Here is a 20,837-nt window from a genome sequence, read left to right as displayed (position 1 = left end):
AAATCCTCCTGCAAGCAAGCTTGCGTTGGATTTTAGACCTTTTGACACTTGGTATCATTATACCTTATAAATTCACATTTTGCGGCTATTTTTTATATTTTTGTCTTTTTTTTCTTATTTTTATTATTTACAGTAGTAATGATCGCTGCTCCTGCAAACACTACAAGGCTCACACCTGTAATAATAGCACCTGTTTTTAAACCTTCCGGCTCATAGGTAAAGGAAATTTCATGGTCTCCTTCTGCCAGGTCTGCTGCAATAAATGTATCAAAAACAGGTCTTGTTTCCGTTTCCACACCATCCACAAAAAGCTTCCAGCCCTTGTCATATGGAATACTTGTAAACATGGTCTTATATCCATCAGAATGAATGGTTCCGGAAAGTTCTGTATCCGTCCATTTAGTCAGGTTGATGGGATTTTCATTCATTTTATCATAAAATTCTTTAAAGGCTTCCGGATCAAACCGCCATACTTCTCCCTGAAGGGAAGGATTTCCCTCATCCTCTGAGCGAAGTTCTACATCCGTTCCCTTTACAAGATATCCCAGTTCCAGGAAATAACCTCTGTCTACATTGTCAAAGGACCTGCTCTTTTCTCCCATGGTTGCTGTGACCTTTTCCACTTTCTTGTTGGTCACATACACATAATAATCACCGGAAGTTTCCACTGTAAAGGTAAGTTTCTTGCCTTCTGTAACACTTTCATTGGACACCAGCACATCTTTGGTCCCCAGCACATTGCAAAGGTCATTCTGTACTACCGCAGGATTGCCTGAGTCTAACAGCCAGTTATTCTCCACATCTGCGGGAAGCATAAATGCTACCGGCAGCGTATTCTGATTTTCATAAAGCCACATAGAGCCTTTTCTGCTGATCTGATCCTTTAAACCAGTTACCGGCTGCTGATCCGGATAAATGCCATATCGGATAGAAAACAGGCTGTCTACCAGGGGAGTACTTCCTTTAATACTGTAAGCATTGGTGGAACTTTCGCAGCCCAGCTTTCTCACAAAATCAGTTAAAGAAGCATTTGCTACCGATGAAAACAGGGACGCAGATGGAAAATTCATCCACGCACCATCATTTTTCGTCTTGCTGTCTCCCTTTTCCACTCTGTAGAAGGTATCACATTTAATGCTTTCCGCTAACCTTCTGGTATCCTGATTGTCCTTTACATACGCAGTCCTGCTGGTAGTTGGAAGGCTGCTGACACCAAGGTTTAACGCAGTTTCCACTGCTACTAAAAGCAGGGTCAGCATCATGATCACATCTTCATTCCAGTTTTTCCGCTTATACAGATAAATAAGCCCCATATACAGTGCCAGGAAAATGATGGCTGCATAAAACACAGAAAAATGAAATTGTGCAGAGTTATCCACAAGTTTCTCTGCCATGAGCACAAAGATAATGGCACCCCAGAACGCCCACACCACCTGTTTCCAGGAAGTTTCTTTCAATTCCAGGCAGACCTGATAACACATAGTCAGCACCAAGGCGATATAGATAAAGGACTGTCTGCATGGAAGGCTGTTTGGATAATGGAACCCATGCCAGATGAAATTTAACACATTGATGGAAAAGCTGGCATAAAACATTAACAGCAGGCCGCAGTAAACTGCCTTTTCCCGCACTGTGATCTTCTTTGCCCCCAGATAAAGAAGAAGGAACATAAGCACTGCCACACCGCAGTAAATATTGGGCCAGTGGTCCAGGCCGATCTCTGTTCCCACATTTCCAATGTGACGGGCGATCATATCAAAAATGGAGAAATAACAGCTGATGGTCTTTGGAAAATCAAAGTCGCCGGAAGCAGTCGCCTGCAAAGCATAGATCTCAGGCAAAAGCACAACGGCTGCCAGTCCTCCTGCAAGAAGAGAATAAAAGCCAAAGCGCACTCCTGTTGCCACCAGGTCTTTTATCTTCTTTGGCGGGTATAAGATCACCTGCACGATCACATACATGACCATGAAAATACAGATCATGATAGAGATATAGTAGTTGGACAGAATAGAAAGACCCAGAGTCACACAGTAAAACAGGCCCTTTTTCTCCTGCACCAGCTGCTCTAACCCATAAAGGATCAGCGGCAGCAGGAAAATGCAGTCCAGCCACATGATATTCCAGCTGTAAGCTGCCATATAACCGCTTAAAGCATAGAAAATGCCGAAAACACCGGCTACAAAATGCTTCTTCTCAAAATGATGATCCAGATACCAGGTAAACGTCACTCCGCAGAGACCTGTTTTTACCATAATAAGGATGGTCATAAATTCAATGATGAATTTCTTCGGACATAAGATGATCAGCCAGTTCACCGGACTTGCCAGATAATAAGCATAAAGAGCCGAGAAATTCACTCCCATACCAATATCCCAGCTGTATAGCAAGCTTCCTCCCTGTTTTAGCTTGTACTGAAACTCAGAAAAGAAGGGCGCGTACTGGTGATACATGTCCGTTCTTAAAAAGCACTCTTCACCAAAAGGGAAGATGCCTCTCTGGGCAAACAGGATGATCAGGACAGCTACCGGCACGAAAAAGGCTGCGATCAGGCCATCACTTGGACGCAGGAAATGGAAGTAACCATTTTCTATATCATCCTCCAGATCCAGTTCTTCTTCTGAAACTGCCGTCTGCTCCTTCGCTGCGCTTTCAGGGCTGTCTTCTTTTTCTTCTTTCTCTTCCTTCTCTGTTTCTATTTGCATTTCTTCCTGTAAGGGATCATTTTCCTGTAAATTTTCCTGCAAAGATACTGTTTCCTCCCTGCCTGTATTTTTCACCGGAACCGGTCTCTGGACTATTTCAAGGACCTCATCCAGTTCTTTTTCTACCTGTTCTATTTCTTCACGACTCACTGCATTCACCTTTCTTTATAGCCGCTTTTATATATTATTTCCAGTTATTTCTTTTTAAAGATCCAAAGTTTGCTGAATACATAATTTGCGACCATATTGATAACAGAAGCTGTCAATTTACAGAACATCTCATAAACAAAACCTCTGTCTCCCCCCAGTTTTACCATCACTACCATTAATATCCAGGTAGCCACTCCTGAAATAGCCCTTGCCGCAAAAAAGGCACCGCCTTCTTTTAATAAGTACGCCGGCCCCATGTTAAAATTCCGGAATACGATGATCTTATTTACAATATAAGCAAATAAGACTGCTGCCACCCAGGAAAGAGCCTGGGACACCCCTACACCCATGGACATTTTCCGAAATGCTGTATAGGAAACAAAATCCACTGCTGTAGTCAGCACACCACATACCAGATAACTGATGGTTTCATAGTTTACGCATTTTTTCCATAATTTTCCAAACACGATTTTTCTCCTGTTTCTGATCTTACCATTTTTTCTCTGACCAGTTTTTTCTATTATATGGTAGCCGTTCTTAATTGTAAAGTTAATTAGCGTTTAATCTGTTCACCAAACTATAAATGTTTTGAAAAGAATGGTTATCTACGTTATAATGTTCACATAGAAAATAACCAGAATATCTGGAGGAATTATATGAATCTTTCCTATTTAAAGTATGCCGTAGAAGTAGAAAAAACCGGCTCTATTACAAAAGCAGCCCAGAACTATTATATGAACCAGCCCCATTTAAGCAAGATCATCCGTGAACTGGAGCGTGATCTTGGATGTCCCATCTTTGACCGTACCAGCAGGGGAATGATCCCTACTGTCCGTGGAGAAGAATTCCTGCGCTACGCAAAAGGGATCATGGAACAGGAAGCCCAGTTAGACAAGCTCTGCTCCAGAAATAAGGAATGTCCCCGTGAAATTCGTCTTTGCGGTCCCCGCGCTTCTTATATATCCAGCACTTTAAAGAATTTTTTAAAAGAAGATGACCGGCTTTTTACAACCAATGTGCGCTATAAAGAAACGAACTCCAAGGACGTGGTCCGTCTGGTCTCTTCCAAAGAATTTGACTTAGGCATTGTCCGCTGTCAGGTACTTTACGAACCATTTTTCCTTAAAATGATACAGGATGAGCATTTGGACAGCAAGGTCTTATGGCAGTTCTCTCCCAAGGTACTTATGTCCCCCTCGCATCCTCTTGCAGGAAAGGAGCCTTTAGACCACCTTGATTTTTCCCAGTCCGTAGAACTGCTTCAGGGAGATATCCAGTATCCTTCTTTTACCCCGGAAAATACTGACTGTGTCCTTCCGGACAGTGATCCCCGCCATACCATTTATATTTATGACCGGGGCAGCCAGTATGAATTTCTCCGCCATCTTCCAGGTGCCTATATGTGGACTTCTCCTGTTCCGTACAGCACCCTTACAGAAGCAAAACTGATCCAGAGAGAATGTACCCGCCCGGATAATGTATTCAAGGACCTTTTAGTCTGTCGCAGCAACTACCGCCTGTCCAAAGCAGAAACAGAACTGACCCAGTGGCTGGGCCGCACTATCAGCCAGCTGTCTGACTAACTGGCTGCTCTGTTTTGTAAGACCATTTTTATCAGGTCTTAAAATATCGTCTTGAAAATAACAATATTCTCAGTAACAGAGCTGGCCATTTTTTCGTTTATTTTTCTGTTACTGAGTATTTTTTTCTTTCTGCTTTATATTTTTATTCACATTTCACAATTTTCTTCTCATTAACCAGTGATATACTTACAGGAATACCATTATTCCATTTTTGCATCTAGTCAAGCTTTTATCAATGTGCTACTATATAGCTGTTAAAGAAATAACGAACAGATACATATAGTCAATCACACAACTATATTTTTAGGAGGTCATAATTATGAGATTCACATTACCAAGAGATTTATACCATGGAAAAGATGCACTGGAGTCCTTAAAGACACTGCCTGGCAAGAAAGCCATTGTTGTTGTAGGCGGCGGCTCCATGAAGCGTTTCGGTTTCCTGGATAAAGTAGAAGCTTACTTAAAAGAAGCAGGAATGGAAGTTCAGTTATTTGAAGGCGTTGAGCCAGATCCTTCTGTAGAGACCGTTATGAAGGGTGCAAAAGCTATGCAGGAATTCAAACCTGACTGGATCGTAGCTGTAGGTGGTGGTTCACCAATCGATGCTGCAAAGGCTATGTGGGTATTCTATGAGTATCCTGATACCAAGTTTGAAGACCTGATCACACCATTCAGCTTCCCAACACTGCGTACAAAAGCTAAATTCTGTGCTATCTCCTCTACCTCCGGTACAGCTACCGAAGTTACTGCATTCTCTGTAATCACAGATTATGCTAAGGGAATCAAATATCCTCTGGCTGACTTCAACATCACACCAGATGTTGCTATCGTTGACCCGGCTTTAGCAGCTACTATGCCTAAGAAGCTGACCGCACATACTGGTATGGATGCTATGACTCATGCGATCGAGGCTTATGTTTCCACACTGCACTGCGAATACACCGATCCGTTAGCACTGCATGCTATCGAAATGATCAACGAATACCTGGTTGCTTCCTACAATGGTGATCTGGATGCCCGCGCTAAGATGCATGACGCACAGTGCTTAGCTGGTATGGCATTCTCCAACGCATTATTAGGTATCGTTCACTCTATGGCACATAAGACCGGTGCTGCTTACTCCGGCGGACATATCGTTCATGGATGTGCTAACGCAATGTACCTGCCAAAGGTTATTAAATACAACGCAAAAGAACCTGAAGCAGCTGCAAGATACGCTAAGATTGCTAAATTCATCAACCTGCCGGGAAATACTGATGAAGAACTGGTAGATGCTCTGATCGCAAGGATCCGCGAGATGAACAAGGATCTGGATATTCCTACCTGCATCAAGTACTATGAAGGCGGAATCATCGATGAGAAAGAATTCATGGAGAAACTGCCTAATGTTGCAGAACTGGCAGTAGGCGATGCCTGCACCGGCTCCAACCCAAGAAGCATCAACCCAGATCAGATGGCTAAGCTGCTTAAGTGCTGCTACTATGATGAGGAAGTTGATTTCTAATCCATAGAAATTCATAAAAGATCTGAAGATCCAGAATTAAATAAGGAACTTTTTAAGGGCTGCGGAAAGTTGATCTGCAGCCCTTATTTGATCAAAGGATAGTCTTATGATTCTTTTAAAATAATATTCAACAAAACATTTAACCCCACACCACTTAATACAGCAATAAATACCGGTGAAGTGCAAAGCATATTTAAAAATGGGGAAAGTCCATCTGCCCACTCTTTATAGGTAGACGTACACTGGTAAGGAAGCATAACTGCTAAAGTAAGGGTAATTCCGGCTACCAGCGTATTTCTCAATGTTCTTGGAGATGATACAATGGAATCGATCCCAGAAAACATGATGGAAGCTGCTGAAATAAGGAAAACCGCTCCGATCACTGACTTTGGGATACCAGCCAGGATGTATGCCATTTTAGGGCAGAAACCATAAAGCAGGAAAAGTCCTCCTGCAAACTGGGTCACACGTCTGGAAGCTACACCGGTAGCTGCTACGATACCTATATTCTGTGTATAAGAAGTACAAGGCAGACCTCCAAAAAGAGCCGTAATCATACATCCCAGACCGCTGGCCATGATCCCCTTATCAATATGCTTTACTCTGTAAACTTCATCACAGGCTGCACAAGTTGCCGCATAATCTCCAACAGACTCAAAAATTGCTCCCATATATCCGCTGAAACCACCGATCACAGCTGCCGCTGTAATGGTAATAGCCGCATCTGGCTGCCCCTGCATACCTGTAAACGGGAAAAGCCGTGGAATCCTGACCCACGGAGCTGCGTGAACAGCTTCCCAGTCAAAAATGCCCAGAAAAGAAGATATCACTACTCCTACGATCACAACCGTGGTAAGGATAAATCCCTGGGAGATCATTCCCTTTGTTTTAAACTTAAGCACAAGAGCCAGTAAAAATGAGATCAGTGCCAGAACCAGATATAAAGGTTCCTGTCTGGAAAAAGTCCATTGAACTGCGATCCTTGCTGCCACAAAACCTATGGCAGTTACCACAGATCCCACAACTACCGGCGGAAGGAATTTTCTTACCCTGCTGACCGTTTTCGTAACTCCAAGTACTGTCTGGATCAGACCTCCTATAAGGGATGCGCCCCATACAGCAGGAAGGCCATAAACACCTGCTATATTACCCATGGAAGACATCAAAGCAGAAGATGAACCTTGCACAATAGGAAGCCTGTTTCCTACCGTTGTCTGAAGAAAAGTGCATATACCCATGCAGAAAAAGCAGGCACAAAGCAAAGTAGGTACAAAATCAGGTTGATCGATCCCGGCTAAAGAAGCAAAACCAGCTGCCCACATAAAAGGTGTGAAATCCACTAATGTGATCTGAAGTGCAAAAAGGATCGCTTTCCACAATGGTTTTGGAACATCTTCTATTCCGTATGCAATTTCAATGTTAGATTCTGGCTGTTCTTCAAAAACCGGCTGGTCTGGATTATACATAAACATTCCTCCTGTTTTTATTTTAGGTCAATTCTATTTCTGTTCCAGTTTTTCCTTCAATTCCATCTTCCGCTTTTTCAAGCAACGTGATCAGTGCTTTTCTTCCTTTGCCAGATTTTGCAAAAGCAACTGCTGCCTCTACCTTTGGAAGCATGGAACCTGGAGCAAACTGTCCTTCTTCTATATAAAATTCCGCTTCTTTCACACTCATATGATCCAACCACTTTTCTCTTGGTGTACCATAGCCGATCGCCACTTTTTCTACTGCTGTAAGAATGATCAGATAATCTGCCTCCAGCTCTTCTGCCAGTTTTTCAGATGCAAAATCTTTATCTATGATCGCTTCCGTGCCAATATAGTCTCCGTTTTCGTTCTTTACTACAGGAACACCGCCGCCTCCGCAAGCGATCACGATCTGGCCTTCTTCCACCATTCCACGGATAGACTCCATTTCAAGGATAGCCACAGGCTTTGGTGAAGGAACTACGCGGCGGATTCCTCTGCCAGCGTCCTGTGCAAACACAAAACCTCTTTCTTTTCTCAGAATCTCTGCTTCCGCCTCTGTTACATAGGCTCCGATGGGTTTAGAAGGCTTTTTATATGCCTCATCTTCCGGATCCACCTGAACCTGGGTAAGAATGGTAGTAATAGGTTTACGGATCCCGGATCTTTCCAGTTCATTTCTTAAAGCTCTCTGAAGATCCAGTCCAATATATCCCTGACTCATTGCTGTACACACAGATAAGGGGCAAAGTTCATAATGTTCGGGATCCTGCTTATGCAAAGCTGTCATAGACTTCTGGATCATACCCACCTGAGGTCCATTTCCATGTGAAATAACAACCTGATGACCTGCAAGGATCAGGCCTGCGATCGCCTTTGCAGTTCCTTTTACAACTTCTGCCTGCTCTGAGATCGTTTTTCCAAGAGCGTTTCCGCCCAGTGCAATTACAATTCGTTTTCCCATAATTATTTTCTCCTCTATTTGTATGGTAGTGTCAAAAACTACCTCTTTTTAATTCATTATAAAAACAGCAGACCGGCTGATATGATCACCAAAAGGGCGATCAGACAGATCACACAATATCCCATTACATCTCTTACCTTTAACTTCGCTACTTCCAGCACCGGAATCAGCCAGAACGGCTGCAACAGGTTGCAGCAGGAATTTCCCCAGGAAAGAGCCATTGCCGCTTTTCCTTCCGACACTGCAGGCATAAAACTCTGCACTGCCTGCATTACAATGGGACCCTGGACCGCCCACTGTGCCCCGCCGCTTGGCACAAACAGCTTTACGATCACTGCACTGAGGCAGGTAAACAGTGGAAATGTCTGTGCATTGGAAATATGTACAAAAAATCCAGCGATCACCTGTGCAATAGAAACACCTGTAGAACCACCGTTATAACTGATCAGTCCTGCAATACCCGCATAAAAGGGCATCTGCAGAACCACTCCTACTGCTCCGCCAAGAGATTTTTTCACTGCTTCTACTGTACGTACAGGTGTTTTATACATCGCAATGGAGGCAAACAAGAAGATCATATTAACCTGATTAATAGAAAGTGAAAAAGACTGCTTTTTAATATAAAGAGAGTCTACAAAACTCCAGATCACACAGAAAAATCCAATACATGTAATGGCTCCGTTTAAAAGTACGGATGTTTCCAGCTTTTCTGCAGGAGTCATTTCACTGGGGGATTTATAAACTTTTGCTGCAGATACTTCATTAAATATAGACGGATCCACTGTTTTCGTCTTTTCAGGAGATGGATGCATGGCAGTGATCAGCAGGCATAGAACAATGGCACCAACCACATAGATAAACAGATTATAAGGTGCAAATACCGTTTCCCTGAAAGGAATACCTGTTGTACTCCATACGCCTTCAAAATTCCAGCCACCGGCTACATTTAAGGCGATGGTGCCGGATATTCCCACCAGGCAGAACGCATTTCCTACATAGGCAGCTGCCACAAGCAATGGATAATGGATCCCTTTTACCTTTTTTGCCACTTCCTGGGCCAGCACTGCACATACGATCAATGCTGCGCCCCACTGAAGAAAATATGCCACCATACCTACTGCTGATACCAGGATAAGAGCCTGCTTTGGTGTTTTAGGTACAGATGCGATCTTTACAATGATCTTATGCACTGGCTCTGTATTGGCAAACATGGTTCCTGTCACTACGATCAGCACCATCTGCATTCCAAATCCTAAAAGATTCCAGAAACCACCATACCAGCCTTTATATACAAGATCTATCAGACGGTCGAGCACTGTGATCCCTTCTGCAGGAGCAATACCGGTAACAGGAATGGCTGCTATGAACAGTATTACCGTTAAAAGCAGGACCAGAATGTATGCATCCGGTAAAAAGCGGCTGATCAGAGCTACACTTCCATCTACCAGTGTATCAAACAACTTTTTCAATTTTTTCACCTCAAAACTTTTCTTCCACTGCTTTATAAGCAGAGCTGCCACCAATATGGGGCAGCTCTTTTGGATTTAATTCATAATACTCTGGAACTTTTCATAGAATTGTGGAAATGAAGAATCAAAACTTCCGGCACGATCCAGTATTTTTCCAAAAATACCAATCAGCGGAGCATTTACGATGGTTGCAAGAACTGTATTAAAACCTACCATATCAAAAGCAAAACGGCGGAATAATACAAGCATAAGAATCACTGCAATACAAAGAGCTGTAAAATCAAATATCCATTTAACCTTTGTTGTATCTTTATGAAATGTATCTGAAATATCTTTTACAAACATTTCATAGGCTTCCTGTGGGAGATAGGTCCTCAGGAAAAATGCGATCGCCAGCGAAGTGATCACTGTTCCTAAAACGCAGGACATTCCCCTCTGCCAGAACACTGTATACTGTTCTGCTCCCAAAACATCATACCAGAGATCCAGGATATTTCCGTAAAGAAACGCTGTAACAAATGATAACAGATATTTCCATTTAAACCGTCTTACTGCAATACCTAACAGGATCAGCAGCAGACCCTGAAATATGTACTCCGATTTTCCGAAAGTAAACCATGGCAGTGTTTCTGAAATTCGGAGATACAGTACATACGCAGGGGCAACTACCATTGATACACCAAAACCACTTTTTGCTGACAGGCAGACACCTAAAGGGCACAAGATCATTCCCATTACATAAGCAAGTTCAGCAAAATTTCCTTTTTTACTGTTCATCTGCGTCCCCTTTCTGTGAAATCTACTTTACAGTAATGTCCACACCGCTCTTAATTACATAAGCAGGGGCTGTATGATGCCAGATGGCATGATATACATCTTCCTCTTCCAGTACTACCAGATCTGCATTTCCGCCTACTTTCAGCTCGTGATCCTTGATGCCAAGAACTTTTGCAGCAGTAGTGGTGATCATATCATAAAGCAGTTCCATGTCATCAAAGCTGACCATATGGAGCAGGTGGCTGGCAAGAAAGGCCACCTGAAGCATATTGCACTCACCGTATGGATAATAAGCATCTGCAATATCATCCTGTCCCAGTGCCACCGGTACGCCTGCTTTTAACAGATCTTTTACTCTTGCATGGAGCGGGCCTGTATGAGGATCTGATACAACGCCGATCTGTGCTTTCTTTAAAAGAGAAACCAGCTTTCTGAAATAGTTTTCAGGATACAGTTCCATTGCACGGCAATGCTGTGCCGTAGCTCTTCCCTGCCATCCCATTTCAATCACCTTATTGCATAACATTTCAAGGGTTCTCTCTTCTGCATCGCCTACATCATCTAATAGCATGGAAATGTCTTTATTGTATTCCTTTGCATAATCACACATGGAATTTACATGATCCAGTTCTTCTTCCTCTGTAAACTCGATCCACGGGATGCCGCCTACTACATCTGCGCCAAGATCCAGGGCATCTTTGATCAGTTCCTTTGCTCCTGGTTCTCTTGCAACACCATCCTGTGGGAATGCAACTACCTGGATATCCAGACGGTCCTTATATTCCTCTCTTCCGCGGATAACAGCTTTCACGCCTTCCAGTCTTGCTTTGCTGTCTACATCAGCAAATGCACGGATATGGGTATTGCCATATTTAACAGCCAGATCGCAGGCCTTGCGGACATTTTCAATGATCCATTTTTCATCATAGCAGGCCTTAAAATCTGCTGCTCTTTCAATGGAAGTCATTGCTCCGCCCATGTTGTTGTCATTATATTCCTTCAAAGCGTCCTGACCTGCCATTTCCAGTGTATATACCTTGCACAGATGAAGATGGCCGTTTACAAAGGATTCTGTTACCAGTTTTCCTTTTGCATCAATGACCTGCTTTGCTTCACCTTCTACAGATGGCGCAATGGCTGTGATCTTTCCATTTTCAATTCCGATCTCTACCAGTTCTTTTCCTGTTTTTCTTGTTTTCGCATTTGTGATCTTAATATCCAGCATATGTAACCCTCCTGATCGTTCTAATGTTCTCTCAATCTTTTTAGTTAATATCTTCTTTTAAACTGTCGATCCGGGCAGATGCCCTTGTAAGCAGGTCTTTGCCTACCTGGTTTACATAATCTCGCTTTTCTTCTTCATTTACTTTCGTAAGTTTTCCGGATGATACAACTAATTCCCCATTTACTACTACATCTTTTACAAGACGTGGATCTCCACTTTCTACAATACATGCCACCGGATCATAGCAGCCGCCTGCATAGGTAAGCTGGTTCCAATCCATAACTGTAAAATCAGCAGCCATTCCTGGTGCAAGATAACCAATATCATCTCTTCCAAGGACTTTTGCACCTCCAGCTGTTGCCATATACAGATAATCATCTGGTGTTGCCGCCTGATCTCCCCAGGTCAGACGGTTTAGCAGATATGCACATCGGATTTCTTCTAACATATTGGAAGAATTGCTGCTTGCAGCTCCGTCCACTCCCAGTCCGATCCTTGTAAGACCATGTTTTAAATAAGAAGGTACCGGGCATGCACCTGAGCTTAAAAGCATGTTGGAGATCGGGCAGTGTGCTACGCCTGTTTCTGTTTCAGCCATCTGTTCAATCTCTTCTTCATTTAAGTGGATACAATGTGCAAAATAGAATCTCTTTCCAAGAAGTCTGTGTCTCTTAAACCATTCAAAAGGACGACAGCCCCATGTCTTAAGTGTATATTCTACTTCATGCTGACTTTCTGCAAGATGACCATGGACCATAATGTCATATTCTTCTGCAAGATCTACAACAGCCTCTATGATATCTTCTGTCTCATACTGTGCGATACTTGGCGCAATTCCCACCTGACACATAGAAAAGCGGGAACGGTCATGATACTTTTTCACCAGCCTGATGGTATCTTCTGTGACACTTTCCTTGGTATCTACCACTTCCGGCGGTACAATATCGCTTGGTACAGAGTGGAATCCTCTGGTAGGATGGAAACGGATGCCGATCTCTGCAGCTGCCTGGATCTCTGCATCAACCAGATACTTTACTCCCACAGGATGTGGATACCACAGGTCATTGGAGGTGGTACAGCCTGTTTTCAGCATATCGCCCAGTCCGGAATAAACACCTGCACGGGCTACATCTGTATTCAGATCTTTGTAGATCTCATACATAACAGTAAGCCATGGTTCCAGTTTCAGACCTCTTGTTGCCTGTATATTGCGGATCAGTGACTGCCAGGTATGATGATGGATATTTACAAATCCAGGAAGGATCACAGTTCCCTTAGCATCTATGGTTTTATCAATCTGTAATTTACCTGCATATTTTTTCTCCAGATCATTTCCTACGTCCAGGATCTCTTTTCCGGAGATCAGCAGATCTCCATGACGGAATTTTTCCCGTTTTTCATTTACAGTAAGGATCCAGTCGGCATTCTTATAAAGTGTTATCCCCATATAGCTTCTCCTTTTCTTCAGAGGGCTTTAAACTTCAAAGCCCTCTGCCTGCTGCCTGATTTACTTTTTATACATCCTCAAAACCATCAAATGCCACAATACGGCTGATACAGCTTTCACCGTCCTGGAACTTCCATGGGAAGCAGCCAATTACAACTCGCTTGTTAGACAGCTTATCAATCTCACCGCCCATACATTCTGCATGGATAGCCTCATAAGGCTGGCCAAACAGCTCTAAATGCATTGCCTGATAATGCTCTGGCCATGGATAGACCTCATTTAAGGACTTTCCATACTTCTCACGGAAGATAGCATCGCACTTCTCAGCTTCCATTGGCTCCCAGTCACGAATCTTTGTATTCATTGGATGGTCAGCAGAACCGCAGTCTACACCCAGCCATTTGATCTTCTTTTCACGTACCCACTTGATAAAATCAAGAGATGGTCCCGGATGACGCAGCATGTAGCGGCGCTCATCTGCTGTCGGCTGGTCAAATCCATACTTATGATAACCTGTATTGATGATCAGGATATCTCCTTCACGTACTTCTACTCTCTTTTCAATGTCTTCTGGTGTATAAATACCAAAATCTTCTGCCATATCAGAAAGGTCTACTACTACGCCAGGAGCACAAAGCTTGGTAAGCTCTAAGGCTGCAATATCTCTTCCGGCTGTATCAAAGTGGCGTGGACCATCCAGATGGGTTCCCACATGGTTGGAATGTGTTACCAGCTGTCCGTTAGCACCATTTGGAGCCAGACGCTTAAAATATTTTACCTGCAGTGGTTCATAAGTTGGCCACGGTGGTGTGCTGATTCCGATCGGGATACTTAAATCGTACATTTTGATGTCAGACCATTTACTCATAATTATAAATCCTCCTTGATTATATATAAATATTTTTATTTAATTGTTGATTTTTACTGTTCCCATGCTTTCGCACAAGCTTCAATTGCCTTAGTAAAGCAGCCTTCCGGCGGATTTACAAGACCGGCTCCGATCTGTCCTACACCATAATCCTTGTGAGCGATACCTGTGTTGATGATAGGACGGATACCTGTTTCCAGAACCTTTACAATATCGATTCCTGTTGCACTTCCCCTGAAATCCAGTACCGGGATCTTATAAGCATTTCCTTCTCCCTCTGTGATCTCATACATCTGGGATGAATAATTAATAGCATCCTGTACCTGGCCGCCGACGAACTGTACAATGGCCGGTGATGCTGCCATACAGAAACCGCCGATACCCGTTGTTTCCGTAATACAGCTGTCGCCGATATCCGGGTTTGCATCTGCCTCAGAATATCCTGGGAAATATAAGCCCCGGATATACTCAGAAGGAGCGGTAAACCACTGATCTGCTCCCAGTCCTGAAATACGGATACCAAATTCAACACCATTTCTACACATAGTTGAAACAATGGTGCTGTACGGGATACCCAGTGTAGGATCCATAGTTGCCTTACAGGACGGCATGGACAGATTCAGGAATGCATGGTCATTTCCATTGATAAATCCAATGGCTTCCTGCTGCTGTTCCAGTGAAAAATGGGTCTTGTACACATCAGCAAGGATCTCACGGATAAATAAAGAGGTTCCTGCTTTGTTACGGTTATGTCCCTCATCTCCCATCTGAAGAGCCTGTGCGATCATAACCTTCATATCGATCTCTCCATGGATCTCCAATGCTTCTTTCAGAACCGGATAATAAACCTTTTCCATTTTTCTTAAACGGTCAAATACTTCCTCATCGCAGGCACCAAAACGCAGTACCTTTCCAAGACCTTCATTCATGGTGCAGTACGCATCATTTCCAAAGGTTTTGTTGACCACATGCCATACCGGCATAGAATATGTAATAATACCAGCCATAGGGCCAACTGCATTGTGATGGTGGCAGGAATCAAAGGTGATCTTTCCGCTAGCTGCCAGTTCTTCTGCTTCTTTTAAGTCTTTTGCCAGTCCTTCATAGATCAGGCCGCCCATAACAGCGCCTTTCATAGGACCGCACATATTTTCCCACTTTACAGGAGGTCCTGCATGGAGAATGGTGGTTTTTGTCATGCCCGGGATCGCTTCTCCGGCAGTAGACATTCCAACTAAAGCAGGCTGTGCTGCAAGAATCCTTCTTAATGCCTCTTTATTGGCAGCTTCGATCTTTTCTGCCAGCTTTGGATCCTTTAACTGTTTTAAGTAACCGGCGATCTTTTTATCTCCTCCTGCTACCGGCTTCCATGCTACATGGACTGCCTTTACATTCTGCTTTTTCAGGTCCTGATAAAAAGATTCAATTCCGAAATTTACCACACATAATTCTTTTTCAAATAATTCATTTACTTTGCTCATTTTCTTCCACCTCCTCTTTACAGATTTTCTGTGATCAGCTGTACAAATCTTGCTGCCTGTGCATTAGAAGGAAGTACGATCGCACCTGCTCCTGCTAACTGAAGGGAAGTAGCGGTACGGCTCTGTGGATCGCCTTCTGTACCACATACAGTGGCTACTACTGACAGATAACGTCCTTCTTTGGCTGCCAGATCTTTCGCTTTACGGATGGCATCAGACAGATCCTTTGCCGGATCTTCATGAGATCCATATCCGATCACACAGTCAACTAAGATCACCGCTGTTTCAGGATCTTTTGCTTCCTCAACTACACGTTCTGCTCTTAAAGATGGATCGATCATTGGATGAGGACGTCCTACTGTAAACTCATCATCTCCAAAATCAAGGAAAGTATTTTCCTTTGAACGGCCATTTCTTGCATTTTCCAGCTTGTCCTCAGGGCTTAAAGGAATATTGGAATAAATATGCTTCATGCTTCCGATCAGAAGCTTCATTGCCTCATCGCAGATGGTTCCGCCTGTATAAAGGCCTCTTACATATTTCTGTCCCTGGATCATTCCAGCACGTTCTTCCGCTGCCAGCTTTTCAGCCTGATCCTTTCCCATGGAAAATTCTTCAAAATCGGTAACTTCTCCTCCTTTAGCCAGTGCCACAGCCTTGTGGGCTGCATCTTCCAGGGAAACGGCTGCATAAAGACCTGCTTTTCTGATCTTTTCATTGTCACCGCCAATGAAACATACAACGACCGGTTTTCCGGCTTCTGCTGCGATCTTTAAGATCTGGTCCTCTACCTCTTTTGCCGGAGGTTTGGATACCAGTACAATGATCTCTGTTTTTGGATCTTCGATCAGGGCGTTCAGACACTGCTTCATCATGATACCGCCAATCTCTGCCTTTAAGTCTCTTCCGCCTGTACCAAGCAGCTGGGAAACACCTTCTCCTAACTGATCAATAATGGTTGAAACTTCCTGTGCGCCTGTACCGGAAGCACATACAAGACCGATCTTTCCTGGCTTGATCACATTTGCAAATGCAAGAGGCACATGATTGATCACTGCTGTGCCACAGTCAGGTCCCATCATCAGAAGTTCTTTTGAAACTGCATATTCTTTCAGTGCTTTTTCTTCCTCGATGGTCACATTATCACTGAAAAGCATTACGTTGATATCACGATCCAGACAATCCTTTGCCACATCTGCTGCAAAACGTCCCGGAACAGAGATCACTGCCATATTCAGATTTTTTTCTACTTTTACTGCTCCATCCAGTGTAGGCGGGAAATATTCTGCCTTACTCTTTTCTGCTTTCTTATTCAGCAGTTCATCTACCTTCTCTACTGCCTTTTTAAAGCAATCTTCATCATCGCATTTTGCTGCCACAAAGAAATCATTGGCTGTTACTTCTTCAAATCCTTCCGTATCCAGTCCCAGGTTTCCTGCGATCTCCCTGTTCAGATCGGTTCCCATACCTACAAGAGCTTCTGTAATACCTGGCAGATTTTTCACATCCTTGGATATGATCATCAGTGTTACAGAATCATAATAGGTATTTTTTCTGACTTCAAGCTTTACCACATCTGTTTCCTCCCATCTTATTACTGTCGATTACACCATAATACATGCCGGTGAGAAAATCACAGCCTGAGCTGCTTCCAAAACTGGATACCCGCTTTAATGCTGTACGTATCAGTGCCGGATCACAGCTTTCAAATCCTTTTAAAAGCTGTAAAATATCTTCTGAAAACATATTTTCTCCTGCATGTTTCAACAAAGATCCGCTGATATCATTGGTTTTTAACGCTGCTGCATTTGTAATCTCTTTTAAAAAGCCCTTCCATGGTTTTTCATCCGGCCAGGATGCCACATATCCGCAAAGGAAATCATCAGACGAAGGCGTAAGTCCCGGCCCGCATCCGGCCATCTGTTCTGCTGTGAGCACCGCAGATCCCATGTTTCCTTCCTGGACTGCCTGGCGGAAAGCCTCAATCCTTGGAGCCAGAAATGAGGAAAACACTTCCTCTTTTCTGCCTTCGATCAGCCTATGGATTCCTTTATCTTCCTGATGTTCCAGGAAACTGCGGATAAAGTTTGCTGCTCCGGGCTTTAAGGTTTCTGTCTGACTTTTTTTTAGATCCAGAATCTGTGTTATTTCAAATTCAAATAACTGAAAATTCCCGATCCAGAGTCCCTGATCACTTAACTGCAGCTCTGTTCCTCTCAAACGGAGCATTTCTTCTATTAATTTAAAATCTCCGTTCCATTCAAGACAGATAGAAAAAGGCTGAAGGCTTTTTCCTTTTGCAAGAAATGTGATCATTCCATACTGGCACACCATATTCATGGAACTGCGAAAACAGGAATGTAACATTCCCTTTACAGGTGCTTCTTTCAGCATGTTATACAGATGTCTGCATATCCTGATCTGTACCTTCACCTTGATCTCTTCCTTTCCATCATTTAATGAATATCAACAAAGCCGTTTTCATTGTTTGCGTTTATCTTTGTTATGTTTTATATTATAATCACCGTTTTTCTCATTTTCTATGTTGACTGTTCACAATAAAAACTCTATAATTTTGGTAAGCGTTGCAGATCATATTTTTCGGGGGTGTACGTTATGATAAATTATATTGAAGAATCCTATTACCCAACTGTAGAGGAACTTTTAAAACTTCCTATTTTTTCCACCAGCTACGTTGCTGCCGGCAAAGGGGGACTTGACCGTATTGTTTCCGGTATCAACCTCAGCGACAATCCGGACTATGCACAGTGGATTTCTCCTGGTGAACTGATGATCTCCACCTGCTTTTCCGTTTACAAAGATCCGGCTGCCCTGGCTGCGTATATCCCAAACCTGGTACGCAATCAGATGGCTGCATTCTGTATCAAACCTTCCCAGTATTTAAACAATGTGGTTCCTGCTTTTATGATAGAACAGGCAGATAAAGCAGATTTTCCTCTTATCGTCCTTCCACCTGATATGCAGTTTTCCCATATTACCAAGGTACTTTCCAATGAGCTTACAAGGCGAAGGACTGCTCTTTTGCAGAATACCCTTTCTGTAAACCAGATGCTGACACAGACTATTACAGAAGGTGCTGATCTGGATGAAATAGCTTCTATGATCTCAAAACTGACTGGCGGCAGTATCCTGATTGTAGACAGCGTAAACAGCCGTCACAGTATCTGTCTGAAGGAAGAAGACCGTTCCATTTTTAAGGCTGACTCTGAGACCCAGATGATCAATCAGTTTATCCACATGTCCGTTTCTCATGATCTGACTCTGGGTGAACATTCCTATGGCTGTCTCTATATTTATGATCCGGCTCAGTCACCGGCCCTTTCACCAGAGCTTTTATCCCAGGTTCTGTCTGCGATCCCCTTAGAGATCACACGGGAGCAGAGCATCCGGGAACGGGGTGATTCTCTTTTTGCCAGCTTCCTGCTCCATCTTCTGTCAGATCCGATCGTAGACCACCAGTTAGAACAGACCCGGGCAGATGAATTCCATCTGAACCTTTCTGATGACCACCTGATCCTGCGTTTAAAGACCCAGAATCCGGAAGAGAAAAACCAGTACAGGAAAAACTTCCAGCATACCCTTCTTATGGGCAATATACGGTCTGTTTTTTCCAAATTGGGACTGGACGTACGGATCGTTCCCGCTTCTGATGATTATCTGATCCTGTTAAATGCCCCTGCCACCAGTTCTGAGTTAGAACAGCTGGCCCGCCATGTTCCAAAGCTTATATCCTCTCTGTCCCTTGAATATCCGGATCTGCATCTGTGTGCAGGATGCGGCCGTCCTCATCCCGGCATCCGCGGGATCATCCAAAGTGACACGGAGGCCCGTACTGCCCTGCGTACCGCAATGATCAATGAACAGACTGTCTTTGGTTTTGAAGATCTTGGTCTTCTGCGCCTTCTCTATGCTGCTGACCCGGAAAAAGAAACCAGCCAGTTTGTACAGGAAATACTGGGGCCATTGATTGAAAATGACCATCAAAAGCATTCGGATCTTATAAAAACACTGGATTATTATTTTGAATACGCCGGAAATGTAAAAAGAATATCAGAAGAAATGTTTACACATTATAACACCATCGCCTACCGGATCAAAAATATCCAGGAGATCACAAAAAAAGACCTCCATGACAGGAAAGATCATTTCCTGCTGGAGGCGGCAATATATCTGTATAAAGTGAAAGTCAGATTTTAATAGTCATCAGGTCAGGCTGATTAAATTTCCAGGATATAATCCTCTTTGCGGGGAGCTGCCTGGGGCTCCTCGCCTGTACTATATCCAAGAGCAACCGCACCTACACCTTTTAAATTTTCAGAAAGTCCCCACTGTTTTAAAAGTTTCTTTCCTTCTTCACTTTCAAAAATCTCTTTTTCTCTGTGTACCCAGACACTGGAAACACCACAGGCTTTTGCTGCAAGCATCAGATAACAGAGCACATTGGTCCCATCTTCTACCCAGGTGCTGCGGCTGCCATCTGCTAAAACAAGGGCGATCACAGGAGCTCCATAAAATGGATCTGCGTCTTTGTCTCCCATGATCTGGGCATTCAGCTTTGAAATATGATCCCGCATTTCTTTATCCTTGATCGCAATGATCACCGGGGACTGTCTTCCTCCACCTGTAGGCGCATAGGTAGCAGTCTTTAATATCTCCTGAAGTACATCTTCCTGTATCATAAGATCTTTTCTGTAACTGCGGATGGATCTTCTGTTTTTCATTGCTTCTAACATTTCTTTATTCATAATGGTCTGCCTCTCTTCCATCTCTTATTTTATTTAAGATTATTATAGCAAATGAACGCGGGAAATGTTCCCAAAATAGAGAGACAGAAATTGTGGAGTTTTTCATTCTGGAATACTGCCCTTATTTTGACCGATATTCTTCTAAACTTATCTTATTTTTTAAGTTTTCTGGAAAATTAAATTTATTTAGCGGAACTTTTTTAGCCACATATTCATATGTTTATCATTCCCCCACCATAAAAGAAAAAATAAAGAAGAGGGCCGATACACCGCAGCGTAAATGTACTCTCTTCTTTATGGCTAATTTTTTCGTTGTCCGCCAACCATCAGCTCATTCGTCTGATCTATATTTCGGATTGAATCATTCTCCCAGTATCTCTACCTGAATGATCAGGTGTTAGCCCACCCGATATAGTATACTATATCTCT

General features: G+C 43.2%; 16 protein-coding genes. 3 read left to right on the top strand and 13 right to left on the bottom strand.

The features are described 5' to 3' along the window. Positions 1-92: 92 nt before the first annotated feature. Both DW251_RS07345 and DW251_RS07340 read right to left on the bottom strand, forming a co-directional pair. Positions 93-2,852 (bottom strand): YfhO family protein, encoded by a 2,760-nt coding sequence (locus DW251_RS07345; RefSeq protein WP_118300600.1) that lies wholly within the window; start codon positions 2,850-2,852, stop codon positions 93-95. A gap of 44 nt (positions 2,853-2,896) precedes the next feature. Then, positions 2,897-3,319: a GtrA family protein gene (locus DW251_RS07340; RefSeq protein WP_118300599.1), complete on the bottom strand. Its 423-nt coding sequence runs from the start codon at positions 3,317-3,319 to the stop codon at positions 2,897-2,899. A 189-nt stretch (positions 3,320-3,508) separates the two neighbouring features. Between DW251_RS07340 and DW251_RS07335 the strand changes: the two genes are divergently transcribed. Then, positions 3,509-4,435, top strand: coding sequence for a LysR family transcriptional regulator (locus tag DW251_RS07335; RefSeq protein WP_021870839.1), 927 nt, complete (start codon positions 3,509-3,511; stop codon positions 4,433-4,435). Positions 4,436-4,751: 316 nt separating this feature from the next. After that, complete coding sequence (locus DW251_RS07330; protein WP_182433827.1) at positions 4,752-5,942, top strand: iron-containing alcohol dehydrogenase; 1,191 nt, start codon at positions 4,752-4,754, stop codon at positions 5,940-5,942. Positions 5,943-6,046: 104 nt separating this feature from the next. Here the strand turns inward: DW251_RS07330 and DW251_RS07325 are convergent, their stop codons facing one another. From DW251_RS07325 to DW251_RS07280, 10 genes are all read right to left on the bottom strand, one after another. Beyond that, complete coding sequence (locus DW251_RS07325; RefSeq protein ID WP_118300598.1) at positions 6,047-7,408, bottom strand: solute carrier family 23 protein; 1,362 nt, start codon at positions 7,406-7,408, stop codon at positions 6,047-6,049. A 22-nt stretch (positions 7,409-7,430) separates the two neighbouring features. Next, positions 7,431-8,375: a carbamate kinase gene (arcC, locus tag DW251_RS07320; protein ID WP_118300597.1), complete on the bottom strand. Its 945-nt coding sequence runs from the start codon at positions 8,373-8,375 to the stop codon at positions 7,431-7,433. A gap of 56 nt (positions 8,376-8,431) precedes the next feature. Continuing rightward, positions 8,432-9,853 carry a TIGR00366 family protein gene (locus DW251_RS07315; RefSeq protein WP_207663356.1) on the bottom strand — a complete coding sequence of 474 codons (1,422 nt, stop codon included), beginning with the start codon at positions 9,851-9,853 and terminating at the stop codon, positions 8,432-8,434. Positions 9,854-9,919: 66 nt separating this feature from the next. Further along, complete coding sequence (locus DW251_RS07310) at positions 9,920-10,621, bottom strand: DUF6198 family protein (RefSeq protein WP_118300595.1); 702 nt, start codon at positions 10,619-10,621, stop codon at positions 9,920-9,922. A 22-nt stretch (positions 10,622-10,643) separates the two neighbouring features. Continuing rightward, positions 10,644-11,846, bottom strand: a complete 1,203-nt coding sequence (locus tag DW251_RS07305; protein ID WP_118300594.1) for an amidohydrolase family protein — start codon at positions 11,844-11,846, stop codon at positions 10,644-10,646. A 40-nt stretch (positions 11,847-11,886) separates the two neighbouring features. After that, positions 11,887-13,293 (bottom strand): amidohydrolase family protein, encoded by a 1,407-nt coding sequence (locus tag DW251_RS07300; protein WP_118300593.1) that lies wholly within the window; start codon positions 13,291-13,293, stop codon positions 11,887-11,889. A 67-nt stretch (positions 13,294-13,360) separates the two neighbouring features. Beyond that, positions 13,361-14,161, bottom strand: coding sequence for a cyclase family protein (locus DW251_RS07295; protein ID WP_118300592.1), 801 nt, complete (start codon positions 14,159-14,161; stop codon positions 13,361-13,363). 53 nt (positions 14,162-14,214) lie between these two features. Continuing rightward, positions 14,215-15,642, bottom strand: a complete 1,428-nt coding sequence (locus DW251_RS07290) for a DUF1116 domain-containing protein (protein ID WP_118300591.1) — start codon at positions 15,640-15,642, stop codon at positions 14,215-14,217. Positions 15,643-15,659: 17 nt separating this feature from the next. Then, positions 15,660-17,216 carry an acyl-CoA synthetase FdrA gene (gene fdrA / locus DW251_RS07285; RefSeq protein WP_243034897.1) on the bottom strand — a complete coding sequence of 519 codons (1,557 nt, stop codon included), beginning with the start codon at positions 17,214-17,216 and terminating at the stop codon, positions 15,660-15,662. Next, entirely contained in the window at positions 17,203-18,075 is an 873-nt protein-coding gene (locus DW251_RS07280; protein WP_118300590.1) for a DUF2877 domain-containing protein, read from the bottom strand. The genes fdrA and DW251_RS07280 overlap by 14 nt, the downstream gene beginning before the upstream one ends. A gap of 183 nt (positions 18,076-18,258) precedes the next feature. Here DW251_RS07280 and DW251_RS07275 point away from each other — a divergent pair, with 183 nt between their 5' ends. Beyond that, positions 18,259-19,860, top strand: coding sequence for a PucR family transcriptional regulator (locus DW251_RS07275; RefSeq protein WP_118300589.1), 1,602 nt, complete (start codon positions 18,259-18,261; stop codon positions 19,858-19,860). Between the two features lie 20 nt (positions 19,861-19,880). Here DW251_RS07275 and DW251_RS07270 read toward each other — a convergent pair whose 3' ends face one another. Further along, a complete protein-coding gene (locus tag DW251_RS07270) occupies positions 19,881-20,408 on the bottom strand; it encodes a nitroreductase family protein (RefSeq protein WP_118300588.1) in 528 nt (175 codons plus the stop codon). Positions 20,409-20,837: the final 429 nt, after the last annotated feature.

The organism is Clostridium sp. AM22-11AC (genome assembly GCF_003473545.1).
Lineage (GTDB): Bacteria > Bacillota > Clostridia > Lachnospirales > Lachnospiraceae > Enterocloster.
This window is presented reverse-complemented; position numbering and strand designations above follow the sequence as displayed.

What these genes read in the sequence shown, in the direction of transcription:
- DW251_RS07300 (WP_118300593.1), bottom strand. Translation starts at nt 13,293, where the DNA reads ATGGGGATAACACTTTATAAGAATGCCGACTGGATCCTTACTGTAAAT.
- DW251_RS07270 (WP_118300588.1), bottom strand. Translation starts at nt 20,408, where the DNA reads ATGAATAAAGAAATGTTAGAAGCAATGAAAAACAGAAGATCCATCCGC.
- DW251_RS07295 (WP_118300592.1), bottom strand. Translation starts at nt 14,161, where the DNA reads ATGAGTAAATGGTCTGACATCAAAATGTACGATTTAAGTATCCCGATC.
- arcC (WP_118300597.1), bottom strand. Translation starts at nt 8,375, where the DNA reads ATGGGAAAACGAATTGTAATTGCACTGGGCGGAAACGCTCTTGGAAAA.
- DW251_RS07305 (WP_118300594.1), bottom strand. Translation starts at nt 11,846, where the DNA reads ATGCTGGATATTAAGATCACAAATGCGAAAACAAGAAAAACAGGAAAA.
- DW251_RS07310 (WP_118300595.1), bottom strand. Translation starts at nt 10,621, where the DNA reads ATGAACAGTAAAAAAGGAAATTTTGCTGAACTTGCTTATGTAATGGGA.
- DW251_RS07275 (WP_118300589.1), top strand. Translation starts at nt 18,259, where the DNA reads ATGATAAATTATATTGAAGAATCCTATTACCCAACTGTAGAGGAACTT.
- DW251_RS07325 (WP_118300598.1), bottom strand. Translation starts at nt 7,408, where the DNA reads ATGTATAATCCAGACCAGCCGGTTTTTGAAGAACAGCCAGAATCTAAC.
- DW251_RS07290 (WP_118300591.1), bottom strand. Translation starts at nt 15,642, where the DNA reads ATGAGCAAAGTAAATGAATTATTTGAAAAAGAATTATGTGTGGTAAAT.
- DW251_RS07335 (WP_021870839.1), top strand. Translation starts at nt 3,509, where the DNA reads ATGAATCTTTCCTATTTAAAGTATGCCGTAGAAGTAGAAAAAACCGGC.